Origin of the sequence: Rhodoferax sp. OV413 (assembly GCF_900104385.1) — a bacterium.
In the GTDB taxonomy this organism is placed as follows: Bacteria; Pseudomonadota; Gammaproteobacteria; order Burkholderiales; family Burkholderiaceae_C; genus Rhodoferax_B.
Window position 1 is genome coordinate 173,652 of record NZ_FNJA01000002.1, and the last position, 15,940, is coordinate 189,591.

Annotated in this window: 14 protein-coding genes; 3 read left to right on the plus strand and 11 right to left on the minus strand. The window is 64.4% G+C overall.

Translation table 11 applies throughout. The features are described from left to right. Positions 1-92 precede the first annotated feature (92 nt). The 5 genes from BLT66_RS08245 to BLT66_RS08265 form a co-directional block, all read right to left on the minus strand. Positions 93-2,918, minus strand: coding sequence for an ATP-binding protein (locus BLT66_RS08245; RefSeq protein WP_092757212.1), 2,826 nt, complete (start codon positions 2,916-2,918; stop codon positions 93-95). A gap of 4 nt (positions 2,919-2,922) precedes the next feature. Beyond that, complete coding sequence (locus BLT66_RS08250; RefSeq protein WP_092757213.1) at positions 2,923-3,579, minus strand: hypothetical protein; 657 nt, start codon at positions 3,577-3,579, stop codon at positions 2,923-2,925. 3 nt (positions 3,580-3,582) lie between these two features. Further along, the gene (locus BLT66_RS08255) at positions 3,583-4,902 is read right to left on the minus strand and encodes an efflux RND transporter periplasmic adaptor subunit (RefSeq protein WP_092757214.1); all 1,320 of its coding nucleotides are present in this window, start codon (positions 4,900-4,902) and stop codon (positions 3,583-3,585) included. A 2-nt stretch (positions 4,903-4,904) separates the two neighbouring features. Next, positions 4,905-5,612, minus strand: a complete 708-nt coding sequence (locus BLT66_RS08260; RefSeq protein ID WP_092757215.1) for a 16S rRNA (uracil(1498)-N(3))-methyltransferase — start codon at positions 5,610-5,612, stop codon at positions 4,905-4,907. A 77-nt stretch (positions 5,613-5,689) separates the two neighbouring features. After that, a complete protein-coding gene (locus tag BLT66_RS08265) occupies positions 5,690-6,778 on the minus strand; it encodes an aminoglycoside phosphotransferase family protein (RefSeq protein WP_092757216.1) in 1,089 nt (362 codons plus the stop codon). Positions 6,779-6,865: 87 nt separating this feature from the next. Here BLT66_RS08265 and BLT66_RS08270 point away from each other — a divergent pair, with 87 nt between their 5' ends. The 3 genes from BLT66_RS08270 to rsmA are packed head-to-tail and all read left to right on the plus strand — an operon-like array spanning position 6,866 to position 11,431. Continuing rightward, entirely contained in the window at positions 6,866-9,223 is a 2,358-nt protein-coding gene (locus tag BLT66_RS08270) for an LPS-assembly protein LptD (protein WP_092757217.1), read from the plus strand. 34 nt (positions 9,224-9,257) lie between these two features. Continuing rightward, complete coding sequence (locus tag BLT66_RS08275; RefSeq protein WP_092757218.1) at positions 9,258-10,628, plus strand: peptidylprolyl isomerase; 1,371 nt, start codon at positions 9,258-9,260, stop codon at positions 10,626-10,628. After that, positions 10,625-11,431 (plus strand): 16S rRNA (adenine(1518)-N(6)/adenine(1519)-N(6))-dimethyltransferase RsmA, encoded by an 807-nt coding sequence (gene rsmA / locus BLT66_RS08280; protein WP_092757219.1) that lies wholly within the window; start codon positions 10,625-10,627, stop codon positions 11,429-11,431. The genes BLT66_RS08275 and rsmA overlap by 4 nt, the downstream gene beginning before the upstream one ends. A 45-nt stretch (positions 11,432-11,476) precedes the next feature. Here the strand turns inward: rsmA and BLT66_RS26415 are convergent, their stop codons facing one another. The 6 genes from BLT66_RS26415 to BLT66_RS08305 form a co-directional block, all read right to left on the minus strand. Continuing rightward, complete coding sequence (locus BLT66_RS26415) at positions 11,477-11,677, minus strand: hypothetical protein (RefSeq protein WP_143029168.1); 201 nt, start codon at positions 11,675-11,677, stop codon at positions 11,477-11,479. Then, the gene (locus BLT66_RS08285) at positions 11,656-12,051 is read right to left on the minus strand and encodes a barstar family protein (RefSeq protein ID WP_369821586.1); all 396 of its coding nucleotides are present in this window, start codon (positions 12,049-12,051) and stop codon (positions 11,656-11,658) included. Before BLT66_RS08285 ends, BLT66_RS26415 begins: the two co-directional genes overlap by 22 nt. A 74-nt stretch (positions 12,052-12,125) precedes the next feature. Next, positions 12,126-12,530 (minus strand): guanyl-specific ribonuclease, encoded by a 405-nt coding sequence (locus tag BLT66_RS08290; RefSeq protein ID WP_092757221.1) that lies wholly within the window; start codon positions 12,528-12,530, stop codon positions 12,126-12,128. A gap of 156 nt (positions 12,531-12,686) precedes the next feature. Continuing rightward, on the minus strand, positions 12,687-15,020 hold the full coding sequence (locus tag BLT66_RS08295) for an NADP-dependent malic enzyme (protein ID WP_092757222.1): 2,334 nt from the start codon (positions 15,018-15,020) through the stop codon (positions 12,687-12,689). A gap of 123 nt (positions 15,021-15,143) precedes the next feature. Then, positions 15,144-15,395, minus strand: a complete 252-nt coding sequence (gene infA / locus BLT66_RS08300) for a translation initiation factor IF-1 (protein ID WP_092757223.1) — start codon at positions 15,393-15,395, stop codon at positions 15,144-15,146. Between the two features lie 50 nt (positions 15,396-15,445). Continuing rightward, entirely contained in the window at positions 15,446-15,733 is a 288-nt protein-coding gene (locus tag BLT66_RS08305) for a hypothetical protein (protein WP_255406835.1), read from the minus strand. Between the last annotated feature and the right edge of the window lie 207 nt (positions 15,734-15,940).

Sequence of the window (15,940 nt, forward strand, 5' to 3'; positions counted from 1 at the left end):
CCCCTTGCAGGGGGCGATACCGGTGGCCCGGCGGAGCCGGTTCCACGGTATCCCTGGGGCGCGCGTTCCGGCTGCAGAGCGGCGGGGTTAAATCACGCGGCCTTGTCCACCGGAGTGCGGCGCTTGGCCACCGCAATCGGCGGCGCCCAGCGCGCGTTCTTCGGCTTCTTGCTGGTGATCAGGGTGATCTCGGCGGGCTCGAAGACTTCCAGGTTGTGGGTGATCGGCGTGGTCAACACGTACTGGGCTTGGGTGGAACGCAGGAAGTGGCCGACCAGTTGGATGTTACGCACGTCCAGGTGCGCGAAGGGCTCGTCGATGAAGACAAAGCCGCCGGAGGCGGTTTCGTCGTCCTTCAGCAGTGCCACCAGCAGGATCAGCGACTTGATGACCTGCTGGCCGCCCGAGGCCTCGCCGTCGTTCAGGCCGATGCTGCCCTTGCCGTCGAAGTTGAAGTGCACCTTCAGCCCGGCCTGGGCCAGCACGCTGTCTTCGTTCTCCAGCACCGGCAGGTCGGCATTCACGGCCACGCCGGCCAGCTCGCCGAGCTCCTGGATGTTCTTGCGGTAGCGCCGCACCGTGCTGCGCAGCACCTCGATATAGCTTTCGCGGGCGTTGTGCACGGCGATGCCGGCCTGGGCATTCTTGGCCTGGTGGTCGCCCAGGCTGTAGCCCTGCTCGCGCACCAGCACCTCCATGCGGCGGTAGCGTTCTTCCACCGTCGCGTCTTTTTCCCAGGTGTCGAGTTGCAGTTCCTCATGCACCGACTGCAGGCGCAGCCGGGCCTGGGTGTCGTTCTGGTAGGTTTTGACCAGGCTTTGCAGCACCTCGGCCGTGCGCCATTTTTCGGGGATCTGGCGGCGCCGGTGGTTGGATGTGTCGATGTTCGCGGTCTGCTGCTTGCGGGTCTGCAGCAGTTCGGCCACCAGGCGGTCCGCGTCCTGGTTCTTCTGGCGCAAGGTTTGCTCCAGCTGGCGGTACTGGGTGTCTGTCTGCTGGTGCCGGGTCTTGGCGTCGCCATAGGCCTTGTCCAGCGTCTGCCAGTGCTGGGCCGCGGCAACGCGCGCCTGCTTGGCGCCGGGTAGGGCCTGGCGGGCGGCGCTGAATTCGTCGTTGCGGCGCGCCAACTCTTCGGCGGCGCTATGGCCTTCGAGTGATTTTTGGCAGTCCTTGATCTGCCGCTTCAGGGCCAGCAGCTCCTGCGTCAGCGGGCCGAGTTCGGCGTCCAGCTTGCGCAGGTCGCGCTCTACCGCGTCGCGCCGGGCGATCAGGGCAGCGGCGCCGAACTGGTGGTCGCGCGGCTCGACCCAGACCGAGCGCGCGCCGCGCCCATCGAAGCTATAGGCCTGGGGCGTGATCCAGCTGCCGCTGGTCTTGCGGCCTTCGCTCGGGTCGGCCACGCAGCGCAGGTTTTGCAGCTGCTGGATCAGCCAGCGCGGCAGCTTGGCGTCGAAGCGCACCTGGGCCAGCAGCGAGGCGGCATCGGCCTGCGGCACGTTGTCGCCGGGGGCGGTGATGTAGTGGCGGTAGCGGTCGGCCGAGGCGATGCTGTCGGCCTGGGCCACGTCGTCGGCTTTTTCCAGCAGCACCATCCAGCGCAGCGGGCGCAGCACGCCTTCGATGGCGGCGCGCCAATGCTCGTCGCGCACCTCGACCACTTCGGCCAGGAAGCGGTGGCCGATTTTCTGCGCTTGTAGGCGCTGGCGTAGGCGCCGCGCGTCTTCCGGATGCGGTGGAGTGTTTTTGCCCTCTAGCGCAGACAGCGCCTGCGCAGCCAGCTCTCTTTTTTGTAGTGTCGCGCTGTGCCGGGCCTGCAGCCCTTCTTCCTGGGTGTGCAGGGTTTGCAGATGGGCGGTCAGGGCTTCGGCGTCGCTTTCCTTGTCGACCAGGGCCAGCAGCTCGGTTTCGCGCTTGAACAGGTCTTCCAGCGGGCGCTCGAAGTCGCGCGTGCTGTCGCGCTGCACGGCGGCGGCATCGCGCTCCTGCAGCAGCTGGCTGGCGTGGGCATCGGCCTGGCTGCGCACTTCCAGCAGCTCCAGCAGCTGGGCGTTCTGCCGCGCGCGCTCGGCCAGGGCTTGGCGGTGGTGCTGGCGCTGGCGGCGCTGTTCGCGGCTGCGCTCGGTGAGCTTTTGCCGCTGGCCATGCCATTCGAGCACCGGCACCACCTCGGTGGCCAGGCGCTCCTGCTCCTGCACCTTGTGCTGCCAGTTCTGGTAGTTGCTGACCCGGCTTTGCAGCTCGGCCAGCTGGGCCTTGCTGTGGTCGAGCTCGTGCTCGGCCTGGGCCATTTCGCGGCCCAGCTGCTGCTGGTGTTCGCGGGCGGTGTCGTAGTGGTTCAGCACCTCCTGGTCGCCAAACACGTCGAACACCAGGCGCAGCAACTCGCGCGGGCTGAATTCACACAGGCGGTCGGTCTGGCCCTGCTCCAGCGACAGCACCTTGGCGATGGCGGGCGACAGGCCGGCGGCGGACAGCACACGGCCCCAGGCCTCGATGCCCATCAGGCCCAGGTCTTTGTCGGGCGTGGCGCTCAGTTGCTCGATGCTGGCGTCGCCCTCGACCACCATGTAACGGCGCTGCCAGTCGCCGCCGTTGCGTTCGATGCGGCAGGCCAGGGTCACCTGGTCGCTGTACAGCAGGCGCTTGGCGAACGGGCGGCTGCTGGTCTGCCGGGTTTGCGCCTGGTTGTCGACCACCGCGCGCAGCCAGGCGATGTTGGCGCCGGCATGCCGCGCATAGGTCTTGTAGTCGCGCGGGGACGAGCACTTGAGGCCCAGCAGGGTGCGCATCGCGTCCAGCAGCGTGGTCTTGCCCGAGCCGTTGGGGCCGGCGATGGTGATGATGGACGCGTCCAGCGGCAGGCTGACGCGTTGGCAGTAGTCCCAATGGACCAACTCCAGGCTTTGCAGGTGGAACATGGCTTCAGTTTTCGGAAGGTTTTTCGGCCTGGCGGGCGGCTTGCTCGCGCGCCAGCACGTCGGCCAAGGCGCCATCCAGGATGCGCGGGGCCAGGATGTCGTAGTCCAGCAGCACGTCGAGCAGCGGGCCCTCGGCGATGTCGTCCTGTTTGCGCAGGATGAAGCCGTGGCGCTCCAGCAGCTTGAGGTTGCCGTCCAGCCGGGTCTTCTTGCCCAGCTGTGGGCCGTAGTCTTCCAGCAAGGCTTTGTACGACAGCACGGGGCTGACGTCGCGCACCGGCGGCAGCGGCTTGCTGCTGGCGAACATCTCGTTCTGCGGCTCGGCCACCGGGGCACGGCTGGTCTGGCGCTCGCGCTTGGGCAGGATGATCAGCGACCACAGCACCACCAGCAGGGCCACGCCGTCGCGCGGCAGCTCCAGGTTGTTGTTGGCGTTCAGGCCGGCCTCGCCCATCACGCTGGTTTGCGCGGTGGGCAGCAGGGCCAGGCTCACATGCTCGGCATAGATGTTGTCCATCCAGCGCAGGCCGATGTCGGCCAGGCGCTGTTCGGTCTGGGCAAACAATTCGGCATTCACCAGCGCACGCTTCACACGCGGATGGGTGCGCGGCAGGCTGCGGCGGGCTAGCAGCTCGGCGACTAACAGGGCGGCTTCGTCCATGGCTTATTCGCTCTTTTCAGGGGTTGCGGTGGACAGCAGCTGGCCGGCGCTGACGCCGGCCAGGGTCGGGTGGTCGAGTGTCAGGAAGTCGGTGCTCCATTCGACGCGCCAGGGCTGGCGCGCCAGGTCGCCGGTAGCTCCTGGCAGCAGGCAGGCCTGGGCGTCGCCCAAGAGCGGCAGCAGCTGGGCCTTGTAGGCGACCTCGGCATAGGCCGCGTCTTGCGGTACCTCGCCCAGCAGCGCGTCGACCGCGGTACGTGGGCTCGGAGTGTCGGCATGCCAGGCTGCTAGCAGCTCGGACAGGTCGGCCAGCGCCTGCGGCAAGGCCACGGCGCTGAGTTCGCCGACCGGTGCGACCTGCGATTCAGGCAGGGCATCGGGCAGGCTGGCCGTGGGGCGGTCGCGTTCAAATTCGGCTTCGGTCACATCGAGCAATTCATGGGGGGCCAGCGCGACCAGTCCCACCGGGTGGGACAGCGCGTCTTGCAAAAGGTGTTCGGGGCTGGCCAGGGTTTGCAGCCAGCGTTTCACGTCGGTGCTGGTGATGCCGGTGGTGCCCAGCGTGACGCGCTCGCGGTCGACCTGCTGCAGCGCGCGGTTGAACTGGCTGGCCATGGCCAGCAGGCGGCTCTGCGCCTGGCCGAGGGCCCGGGCGGCCCGCTCCATGGTCACATGGCCGTGGGCGTGGCCGATGATTGCCGTGATGGCGGTCGAGGCCTTGTCGATCAGCCGGGCCGCGCGGTCGTAGCGCTTGCGGGCCTCGCGCAGGCGGAATTCGGAACCGCTGGCGATCGCGTCCTCGAACTCGGCATGCAGGCGGCCCAGCTGGGCCTGCAGCATCTGCACCTGGGCGGCGTCCAGCGTGCCGAGCTGGTCGGCACCGACCACCTGTCCGAGCAGGCTGGCCAGGTCGCCGTCTTCGCCGTCGCCGGGCGGCGCGGTGTTGAGCACGCCGAGCACGCCGGCCAGTTGCTGGGCCAGCGGCGTCAGGCTGGTGCGGCGCTGGGTTTCGTCCCACAGCAGCAGGCCGGTGTCGCGGAAGCGTTTGAACACGGTTTCCAGCGCTTCGGGGCGCACCGCGTGGAACAGCTCATTCAGTTCATCGCGGTTCAGGCTGGCTTCGCTCTGGCCGAGCAGGCCCATAAAGACCCACAGGCGCAGCCGCACCAGGCCCGACGGGCCGTGGAACAGGCCGCGCAGCGCGTCGACCAGTGCGCCCTGCGCGTCGATGCGCCAGGCGGTGATGGATTCGCTGGCGAAGTCGGCGTCGCGGAAGTAATCCGACAGCCGGGTGTCGCTGTCGGTTGGGAGTATGTCGTCCATGGCTAGAACTGCAGTTGGGCCAGGGCGGCCAGCGGCGCGGTTTCGGCCCGCAGCACGCGGTTGGCCAGGGTGACCGGGCGGAAGCCACGGGCGATGGCCGCGTCTTCCTCGGCCGGGCTGAGTCCGCCTTCGGGGCCACTCAAGAAATGCAGGGCGCCGCTGGCGGGGGCTATCGCCAGCAAGGGCTGGCTGCCGCTGCGCAGCGACAGCAAAAAGGCGTTCTCGGCCTGGGCCGAGGCCACCCAGTCGGCAAAGCTGCGCACCGCATGCACTTCAGGCACGCGGTTGCGGCCCGATTGCTCGCAGGCGGCGACGCCGACCGCATGCCAGTGGGCGCGCTTCTTGTCGGCACGTTCGCCGTTCAGGCGCAGCACGCTGCGTTCGGTGACCAGCGGCTGGATGCTGGCCACGCCGAGCTCGGCGGCTTTTTCGACCAGCCAGTCCATGCGGTCGTTGGCGGGCATGCCCAGCACCAGGTGCACGGCGCGCGCGGCTTCGCGCTCCACCGGATCGTGGCTGGCGACGGTCGCGGCCACATCGCTGCGGCCCATGCGGTCGATCACCGCTTCAAATTCGCCACCCTGGCCGTTGAACAGGGTGATGCTCTGGCCGGGCTGCATGCGCAGCACCTGCACATGGCGGGCAGCGCCGGCGGGCAAGTCCAGCGTGGCCCCAATGGCCAGAGGGGCGGGACAGTAAAAGCGCGGCATAAAAGTGGGTTGCTATTGTTTGTGTAGCTGCTGGTGCAGGTAGTACCTGCGCCAAAGCCGTATTTCTTTTAAATTCTTTACATCCGGCCGTAGGCGAAACCGGTGGCGGGGGCGGTGCCTTCGATCTTGTCGACCAGGTGCAGCAGCGGCTTCAGCTCGCGGTAGCGGCCGGCGGTGGCGCGGATGTAGGCGATGAAGCGCGGGGTGTCGGCCAGGTATTTGGGCTTGCCGTCGCGCAGTGTCAGGCGGGCGAAGATGCCGGCGACCTTCAGGTGGCGCTGCAGGCCCATCCATTCGACGCTGCGGTAGAAGGCGCCAAAGTCGTCGCCCACCGGCAGGCCGGCCTTGCGCGCGCGCTCCCAGTAGCGGATGGTGATGTCCAGCACAAAGTCTTCTTCCCAGCTGTGGAAGGCGTCGCGCAGCAGGCTGGCGATGTCATAGGTGATGGGGCCGTAGAGCGCATCTTGGAAGTCCAGCACGCCCAGTTTGTCGGTACCAACCATCAGGTTTCTAGGCATGAAGTCGCGGTGCACGTAGACGCTGGGGGCTTCCAGGTTGTTGGCGACGATCTGGGCGAACACCGATTCCAGCGTGGTGCGCTGGCTGTCGTCCAGGGTGATACCGCGGTGCTGGGCTACGTACCAGTCGGGGAACAAGGCCAGCTCGCGCTGCAGTACGGCCGCATCGTAGGCCGGCAGCACGCCAGGTTTTGACGCGCGTTGCCAGGTGATCAGCGTGTCCACCGCCTGGTGGAACAGGCCGGTGTTGGCCAGCGGTGTCTCGGGCTGCAGCACGTCGAGCATGGTTTGCGTGCCCAGGTCGGTGAGCAGCATGAAGCCGTTGGGTTCATCCCAGGCCAGCACTTCGGGGGCCCGCAGGCCGGCCTGGGCCATCAGCGTGGCGACCTGGGCGAAGGCCTGGCAGTTCTCTTTGTCGGGCGGCGCGTCCATGGCGATGCAGCTGCCGGTGGCGGTTTGCAAGCGGAAGTAACGTCGGAAACCGGCGTCGGCCGCCGCCAGGTGCAGGCTGTCCAGCTGCAGTTGGTGGGTGGCCGCGAGCGCGTTCAACCAGGCGTGGAAGGCCGCTGCGCGCTGGGCATCAGCCCAGACGATGGGGGCGGATGGGGAAGAAGTTGCCGCGGACGGCGAGGGGGAGTGAGGGCTCATGGATAATCCATTCTACAAATCCGGGTTGGCTGGATCACGGACCCGCCGCTTTGTACAACCCCTTCGCCTGACTGAGTCACCTCTTTGATGCCTGAATTCCAGCGCAGCTTTCGCCGTAGCCGCTTCACCCTGACGCCGGTGGCCTTTGTCGCCATCGCGCTGCTGCCGTTCGCCTTGCACGCCCAGGACGCCCCAGAACCGGACCCGCCGCTGGTGCTCAAGTCCAGCCCCTTGCTGCAGGAACAGATCCCGCAGGCCATGCGCGACCAGATGCCGACCTTCTTTTCGGGCGACCACACCCTGGGCCGGCCGGATCTGGACACGGTGATCGAGGGCAATGCGGTGATGCGCAAGGGCGATATGGTGATCAAGGCCGACCGGGTGGAGTACTACCAGCCCGACGACTTGCTCAAGGCCCGCGGCAATGTGCACATCAACAGCGCCGGCAATATCTACGAAGGCCCGACGCTGCAGCTCAAGGTGGATGCGTTCGAGGGCTTTTTCGACCAGCCGCGCTACCAGATACTGAAGAACGGGGCCTATGGCGAGGCCAGCCGCGCCGATTTCATCGACGACAAGCGGGTGGTGCTGCACAACGCTACCTACAGCACCTGCCGCCGCCAGCCCGGCCCGGACTGGCTGCCCGACTGGATTCTGAAGGCCACCTCGATCAGCATCGATACCGAAGAAGAGGTGGGCGTGGCCGATGGCGCAGTGCTGCGCTTCAAGGACGTGCCCATCATGGCCTTCCCGGCGATGGACTTCCCGCTGTCGGAGAAGCGTAAATCGGGCTTTCTGCCGCCGACTATCGGCCTGGACAGTGTCAATGGCGCTGAACTGACGGTGCCTTATTACTGGAACATCGCGCCGAACCGGGATGCGACCTTGTTTCCGACCTTGATGAGTAAGCGCGGCGTCGATTTCGGCGGTGAATTCCGCTACCTGGAGCCGGACTACCGGGGCACGCTGCGCGCCAATTTCATGCCCGACGACAAGCTGCGCGATAGCTCGCGCTGGGGCTACGCTTTTACGCATACCGGAACGATTGATTCCGGTTTGTCGGGCGTTGGCAAGCTGGGCCTGAACCTGAACCTGAACCGGGTCAGTGATAACAATTACTGGACCGACTTTACGCAAACTTCGTCGACGTTGACCCAGCGTTTGCTGTCCAACGATGCTTCTGTGTCGTGGAGCCGCGGCAACTTCACCACCAGCGTGCGCACCCTCAAATGGCAGACCATACAGAGCATCAGCTCGCCCATCGTCCCGCCATATGACCGCCTGCCCCAGCTGACGGCGCGCTACGCCCGCTACGACCTGCCGGGCGGCCTGGATGCCTCGGTGGACGGTGACTACACCGAGTTTTCTGCCGACCGCAGCCTGACTTTGCAGCCGAATGCCAAGCGGGCCTTTGTGCTGGGCCAGATCAGCCGTCCCTGGGTGGCCCCGGGCTGGTTCCTGACGCCCAAGGTGCAGCTGCACGCGACCAATTACACGTTTGACGAACCCTTGGCCAATGGCGCGACCAACGCCAGCCGCACGGTGCCGACCTTCAGCCTGGACAGCGGCCTGATCTTCGAACGCGACACCAGCTTCTGGGGCAAGGCGCTGCGCCAGACCCTGGAGCCGCGGGCCTTCTACGTCAACACCCCGTACCGTAACCAGAGCAATCTGCCGATCTACGACTCGGGCGCGAACGACTTCAACTTTGCCACCGTGTTCACCGAGAACGCGTTTGCCGGCAACGACCGGATTTCCGACAACAACCTGTTGACCCTGGGCCTGACCACCCGCTTCCTGGAGCCCGAAACCGGCGCCGAGCTGGCCCGCTTCGGCATTGCCCAGCGCTTGCGCTTCCAGGACCAGAACGTCACCCTGCCCGGCGGTACGCCGGTGTCCGACCGGCTCAGCGATGTGCTGGTCGGTGCACAGCTGAACTGGGACCCGCGCTGGAGCTTCGACTCCACGGTGCAATACAACCCCAAGACCGGCCGTTCTGAACGCTCGACCGTCGGCGGACGCTGGAACCCGGGCAACTACCGTGTGATCAGCGCCAACTACCGCTACCAGCGCGGCACCAGCGAACAGATCGACATCGGCTGGCAATGGCCGCTGAGCGCGCTCTGGGGCGACGCAGAACCGAGTGCCGGCCGCTGGTACAGCGTGGGCCGTATGAACTACAGCATGCAAGACCGCAAAATGGTCGATGCGGTGCTGGGTTTTGAATACGATGCGGGTTGCTGGCTGGGCCGGGTGGTTCTGAGCCGGACCCAAACCAGTACGTCCACGGCAAGCCAGAAAATCGCGTTCCAGCTGGAGTTTGTGGGCTTCACCCGCCTGGGTGTGGGCACCAACCCCTTGTCGGTCCTGAAAGAAAACATCCCCCGCTACCAGTACCTGCGCGAACAGATTTCCACCCCTAGCCGCTTCAGCCAGTACGACTAGCCTTTACGTTCTTCCTATGCACCCTACCCGTACCATGAGCCACCGAATTTCTCGCATGACGCTGCTGGGCTTGGCGGCGCTGACGGTCTTTACCGTTTCCGCCCAGGGCCTGCGCCCCACGTCTCCCTCCGGCACCGGCCTGGCGGGCATGGGGGCTCCGCGTGCGGCAGATCCCCAGCGCCAGGCGGACTTCATCGTAGCCGTGGTCAACTCCGAGCCCATCACCAACAACGAGGTGCGTACCCGGGTGGTGCGGGCAATGCAGCAAATGGCGCAGCAGGGCAACCCGTCCACCGACACCGGCGCGGTGGCGCGCCAGGTGCTGGAGCGCCTGATCATCGAAAAAGCCCAGCTCCAGCTGGCCCGCGAATCCGGCATCAAGGTGGACGACGCCACGGTAGACGGCGCCGAGCTGAATGTGGCGCGGCAGAACCAGATGGATGTGCCCGAACTGCGCAAGCGCATGGCCCAGGACGGCATGGTGCCCGCCCAGTTCCGTGAAGACCTGCGCAACCAGCTGCTGATCACCCGCTTGCGCGACCGCGAAATCGACGCCCGGCAGCGTATCAGCGATTCCGATGTCGACCAGTACTTGCGTGACCAGCAGGCGAACACCGATATGTCGGCACTGGAGATCAACCTGGGCATGGTGCTGGTCGCCGTACCCGAAAACGCCACCCCCGCGCAAGTCGCCACGCTGCAAGCCAAGGCCGAGAGCGTGCGCGCCAAGGCCGCGGCCGGCGCCGATTTCGCGGTGCTGGCGCGCGAGCAGTCCGATGCACCGGACCGCAGCAATCGCGGTACCCTGGGCCTGCGCTCGGCCGACCGCTACCCCGAACTGTTTATCGACGGCACCCGGGGCCTTGAGGTCGGTGGCGTCAGTGCCGTGCTGCGCTCTGGCGCCGGCTTCCACGTGCTCAAGGTGCTGGACAAGCGCCAGGGCGGCGTTGCCAGCACGGTGCAGCAGCAGCATGCGCGGCATATCCTGCTGCGTACCGGCCCGCGTTTGACCGAGGCCGCAGCTGTCGAGCGGCTGGCGGACTTCAAACGCCGGATCCAGAACAAGCAAGCCGACTTTGCCCAATTGGCCAAAGAGAACTCGGTGGACGGTAGCGCCAGCCAGGGCGGCGACCTGGGCTGGTCCAGCCCCGGCCAGTTCGTACCCGAGTTCGAAGAGGTCTTGAACGGCCTGGAGCCGGGCCAGATCGCCGACCCACTGGTGTCGCGCTTTGGCGTGCACCTGGTGCAGCTCCTGGAACGCCGCGAAGCCACGCTGACCGAGCGCGAGCGACGTGAGATTGCGCGCGGCATCGTGCGCGAGAAAAAGCTCGACGAAGCCTATGCGCGCTGGATCCAGGACCTGCGTTCGCGGGCCTACGTCGAATTCCGCGAAGCGCCCCAGTGAAACACATCCCGCGCAAGCGTTTCGGCCAGCATTTCCTGTCCGACCGCGGCATCATCGATGCCATCGTCGACGCCATCAATCCCCAGCCGGGCGACCGCATGCTGGAGATTGGCCCGGGCCTGGCCGCCCTGACCCAGCCGCTGGTCGAGCGCCTGGGCCACCTCACCGTGGTCGAGCTGGACCGCGATCTGGCGCAGCGTCTGCGCCAGCATCCCCAGCTGACGGTGGTCGAATCCGATGTGTTAAAAGTGGACTTTGCGCAGCTGCAGATTGCGCAAGAAGCTACGGATTTCATAGCATCTGCACCGAAGAAACTGCGTGTGGTGGGCAACCTGCCGTACAACATCTCCACGCCCATCCTGTTCCACCTGCTGGATGCTGTGGCGGTAGTGGAAGACCAGCATTTCATGCTGCAAAAAGAAGTCATAGACCGCATGGTGGCGCGCCCGTCCACCGCCGCCTATGGCCGTTTGAGCGTCATGCTGCAATGGCGTTACGCGATGGAAAACGTGCTGTTCGTACCGCCCGAGTCCTTCGATCCGCCACCGCGCGTAGACAGCGCCGTGGTGCGCATGCTGCCGCGTACCGATCCGGCCGCGGTGGATGTGAAGCTGCTGAGCGAAATCGTTCAGGTGGCGTTCAGCCAGCGCCGTAAGATCATGCGCCACACCCTGGGAAAATGGCTGACCGACAAGGGCTTTGCCGGCAGCTTCGACGTGCAGCGCCGGGCGGAGGAAGTGCCGGTGGACGAGTACATCGCCCTGGCGCTGGCAGTGACCGCCTTGACTGCCGCCCAAATGTAAAAAAGCCCGTCCAAGGACGGGCTTTTTGTTGGGATCGGCGCAGCTTTACGCGGCGGCCAACCAGTATCCCGCATTGAAGGGGCTGCTCATGCGCAGCGCCAACGGAGATACATCTACCAATTTGTCGGTTGGCATCTTTTCACCAGATTCCAACTCAATGCCCGAGACGGCATCGCTGCCTGCCTCGTTCGCCCGTTCTGCTTGGCTGTTTTGTGCAGAACGGGCTACAGAAAAGAATAGAAGCATCGGAACGGAATCTTCCTGTCCCCCCAATAGTCGGCGGCTTCGCGGAAGATGTCGAGCAGCTGCTCGCGGGCTTCCTTGTCGAACTTGGCGTGCGCAGGAATCTGCTCCAGCACCACTACAAAACCAGGCTGCGGGCCCGATTTGTGCAATGGATCTGTCATGCAGTCGTACAGCGCGTCAAAGTTCTTGCCGAAGTGGGTCGGAAAGGTGAACTGCTGGGCGATCATGTCCAGCACGTCCTGCTTGCTCTGGGCGTTGGCCAGGTTGGCGTACAGGAAATGCTGGCCCAGGCCCAGCGCGGCGTCTTGCAGATCCTGCACCCGGAAGGCGCGTATGGACTGCACGATATTGGTTCTAACGTTGCGAAGAGGCATATCCGTCTCCGCTTTCTTTTCAATCATCTAATTTACCCCGGCTTCAAAATTCTGTGGAACCAGACCTTTACAACTTATTCGACGATCTGGCGAAAACTAGCGTAGTGGTCACTGGTATAAAAACAAGCATCTGGCGTTTTGGGACGTCCACCGCAAACAATTCTTTGGGCGCCCCGGTGGCGTACACCCACCGTCTTCACGGTGTATTCGCGGTAGTAGCCGCGCTGCTGGGAAGGCAAAATACGTTCACGGTTGCCAAACACCGTGCCATCCTTATCAAAAGGAAATGGCCCGCCTTGCTGGATCAGCAAGTAGGTGGCACGCCCTTGTACAGGTAGCTCGGCAACCCGGATGGCCTGCAAATTGCTTGGCTCTGTGGATTGACGCGCATACCCCAAAGGGGTGCACAGTACCGATGCGGCCCATACCAGCGATGCAATAACTTGCCTGCGGGTAGTGGAGTGTGCGTTCGGGAACATGGTGAATGCGGCTTCTGCGAACTTCGGGTTAACCCGAAAATTTCAAGGCGCTAGTGTGCCGCATGTACCCTGAAAAAGCAAGAGGCTGCCCAAAAAATGAGCAGCCTCTGCAGGGTTTTGGCGCCAATAAGTTAGTACTTGCTGGCGAATTTGGGCTTATCGCACCACGTTGGCGTCGGCCACGGTCAAAGCCGTCATGTTTACAATTCTTCGCACCGTGGCGCTGGCGGTCAGAATGTGTACAGGTTTGGCGGCGCCGAGCAGCACCGGGCCGATGGCGATGTTGCCGCCGGCTGCTGTCTTCAGCAGGTTGTAGGAAATATTCGCCGCATCGATATTCGGAAACACCAGCAAATTGGCGCTGCCGGTCAGCGGGCTGTGCGGCATAGCGGTGGCGCGCGCGGCGGCATCCAACGCCATGTCGCCATGGATTTCGCCGTCCACTTCCAGCCACGGGGCCTCGGTTTTCAGCAGCTCCAGTACCCGGCGCATCTTCACCGCGGTCGGTTGGTTGCTTTGGCCATAGTTGCTGTGGGACAGCAATGCGGCCTTGGGCTTGAGGCCGAAGCGCATCATCTCCTCGGCCGCCATGACGGTGATTTCCGTCAATTCTTCGGCCGTGGGATCGTAGTTCACGTGGGTGTCCACCAGGAACACCTGGCGGCCCGGCAGCATCAGGCCGTTCATGCAGGCATACACCGGCACGTCTTGCGGCGTGCTGTCACAGCCGCCCGCACGCTTGCCGATCACCTGGTCGATGTAATGCAGGTGGATCGAGGTGTGGCCCCAGGTACCACAGATCATGCCGTCGACTTCGCCCTTGTGCAGCAGCATGCTGCCAATCAGGGTCAGCCGGCGGCGCATTTCGATCTTGGCCATCTGCGCCGTCACGCCCTTGCGTTCGGTCATGCGGTGGTAGGTCTGCCAGAAATCGCGGTAGCGATGGTCTTGCTCGACGTTCACCACGTCGTAGTCCAACTCTTCGCGCAGACGCAGGCCGAATTTCTTGATGCGCTCGGCGATCACAGCCGGGCGGCCGATCAAGGTAGGGCGTGCCAGGCCTTCGTCGACCACGATCTGGGTAGCACGCAGCACGCGTTCTTCTTCGCCTTCGGCGTAGCAGACGCGCTTCTTGGCTGCATTCTTGGCTGCGTCGTAGATCGGCTTCATCGTCGTGCCAGAGGCGTAGACGAAGTTTTGCAGGCGGTCGCGGTAGGCATCCATGTCAAGGATGGGGCGCAACGCCACGCCGCTGTCGGCAGCCGCCTGGGCTACCGCTGGAGCGATCTTGATCATCAGGCGCGGGTCAAACGGCTTGGGGATCAAGTATTCGGGGCCGAAAGCCAGCTGCTCACCCGCATAGGCGGCAGCCACCACCTCGCTCTGCTCGGCCTGGGCCAGCTCGGCAATCGCGTGCACTGCGGCGATTTCCATCTCCAGCGTGATGGTGGATGCACCTGCGTCCAGCGCACCGCGGAAGATGTAGGGGAAGCACAGGACGTTGTTGACCTGGTTCGGATAGTCGGTACGGCCGGTGGCGATGATGGCGTCACTGCGCACCGACTTTACGTCTTCGGGCGAGATTTCGGGATTCGGGTTGGCGAGTGCCAGAATCAGCGGCTTGGCGGCCATCTTGGCCACCATGTCCTTCTTCAACACGCCGCCGGCCGACAGGCCGAGGAACACGTCGGCGCCTTCGATGATCTCGCCCAGGGTACGGGCCGAAGTCTTCTGGGCGTAGACGATCTTGTCTTCGTCCATCAGCTCGGTGCGGCCTTCATAGACCACGCCGGCCAGATCGGTGACATAGATGTTTTCGCGCGGAATGCCCAGCTTGACCAGCAGGCCCAGGCAGGCCAGTGCCGCAGCGCCGGCACCGGATGTGACCAGCTTGACGTCTTTCGGGTCTTTGCCTACGACCTTCAGGCCGTTCAGAATCGCCGCGCCCACGCAGATGGCGGTGCCATGCTGGTCGTCGTGGAACACCGGAATCTTCATGCGCTCGCGCAGTTTGCGCTCGACGTAGAAGCAGTCGGGGGCCTTGATGTCTTCGAGGTTGATGCCACCGAAGGTGGGTTCCAGCGAGGCAATGATGTCGACCAGTTTGTCGAGATCGTGCTTCTCGTCGATCTCCAGATCGAACACGTCGATGCCGGCGAACTTCTTGAACAACACGCCCTTGCCCTCCATCACCGGCTTGGACGCCAGCGGGCCAATATCACCCAGACCGAGCACGGCCGTGCCGTTGGTGATCACGGCGACCAGGTTGCCCCGGCTGGTGTACTTGAAGGCGTTGTTCGGGTCTTTGACAATCTCTTCGCATGGCGCAGCCACACCAGGCGAGTACGCCAGGGCCAGGTCATGCTGGTTGACCAGCTGTTTGGTCGCCGCGATGGCGATCTTGCCCGGCGTGGGGAACTCGTGGTATTCGAGGGCAGCGCGACGCAGCTCGGCGCGTTTTTCTTCGGCGTTAGCCGTGGGGTTGCTCATCTGGCGTGTCTCCTGCCATGGCCGCCGACCGGAAACGCGCCGGGCAGCCACTGTGTCAAAGGGACTGCGATTGTAGGGGCCGCCCAAAGACGGTACCCGTAGGGGGTTTTGCTTACGCCAGAATTACGCGAAGCGCGTAGAGGTGGGCGCGCGGCCGGCGATGTGGCGGAAGGTAATGCGGCCCTTGGACAAATCGTAAGGCGACAGTTCCAGCGACACATGGTCGCCGGCCAGGATGCGGATGTGGTTCTTGCGCATCTTGCCAGCGGTATAGGCAATCAGGACGTGGCCGTTTTCCAGCGTCACGCGAAAGCGCGAGTCGGGCAGCACTTCGGACACAAGGCCCTTCATTTCGATCAGTTCTTCTTTTGCCATAGATAAATTCCTTGAGAATTGGACAGTATGTAAGTAACTTTTAGGCGTTTTTAGGCGTGCGCGGCGCTCGGATTGGCGTGGCGCGCGCGCACCCACTGCAAACCTTGCTCAACTGCGTATTGTGTCGCGGTTGTGGCATCGTCGAACAGGGCCACGAAACGCATCACACGGTCGTGCGAGCCATTACGGATCGACACGGAGGAGCCAAATCGGCCATCGGCCTGTTCACGGGTCAGCGGCGAGAGCAAATATTTGCCGGCGGCAATCGAATTATTTTTATTCATTATGGAAAACAAGGCGGCCTTACTAATGGGCGCGCCAGAAATACGTGTTGTCACACTGCGGGATTTAGACACGCTTCCGATGAAATTGCACTGGAGGCAGGTCTTGCGCAACACCCGGTGGGGAGGGGTTTTGCGCGCAAAGCACTTGGAGCCCTGGGTCCGCACAGCATGACAGGGTGCGGACAAACTCGGGGGTGCAGGCTCGGCGTGGTGGTGCGATGTGTTGGGTTGCATCGCGGAGCTCCATGGCGAAGCCCATCT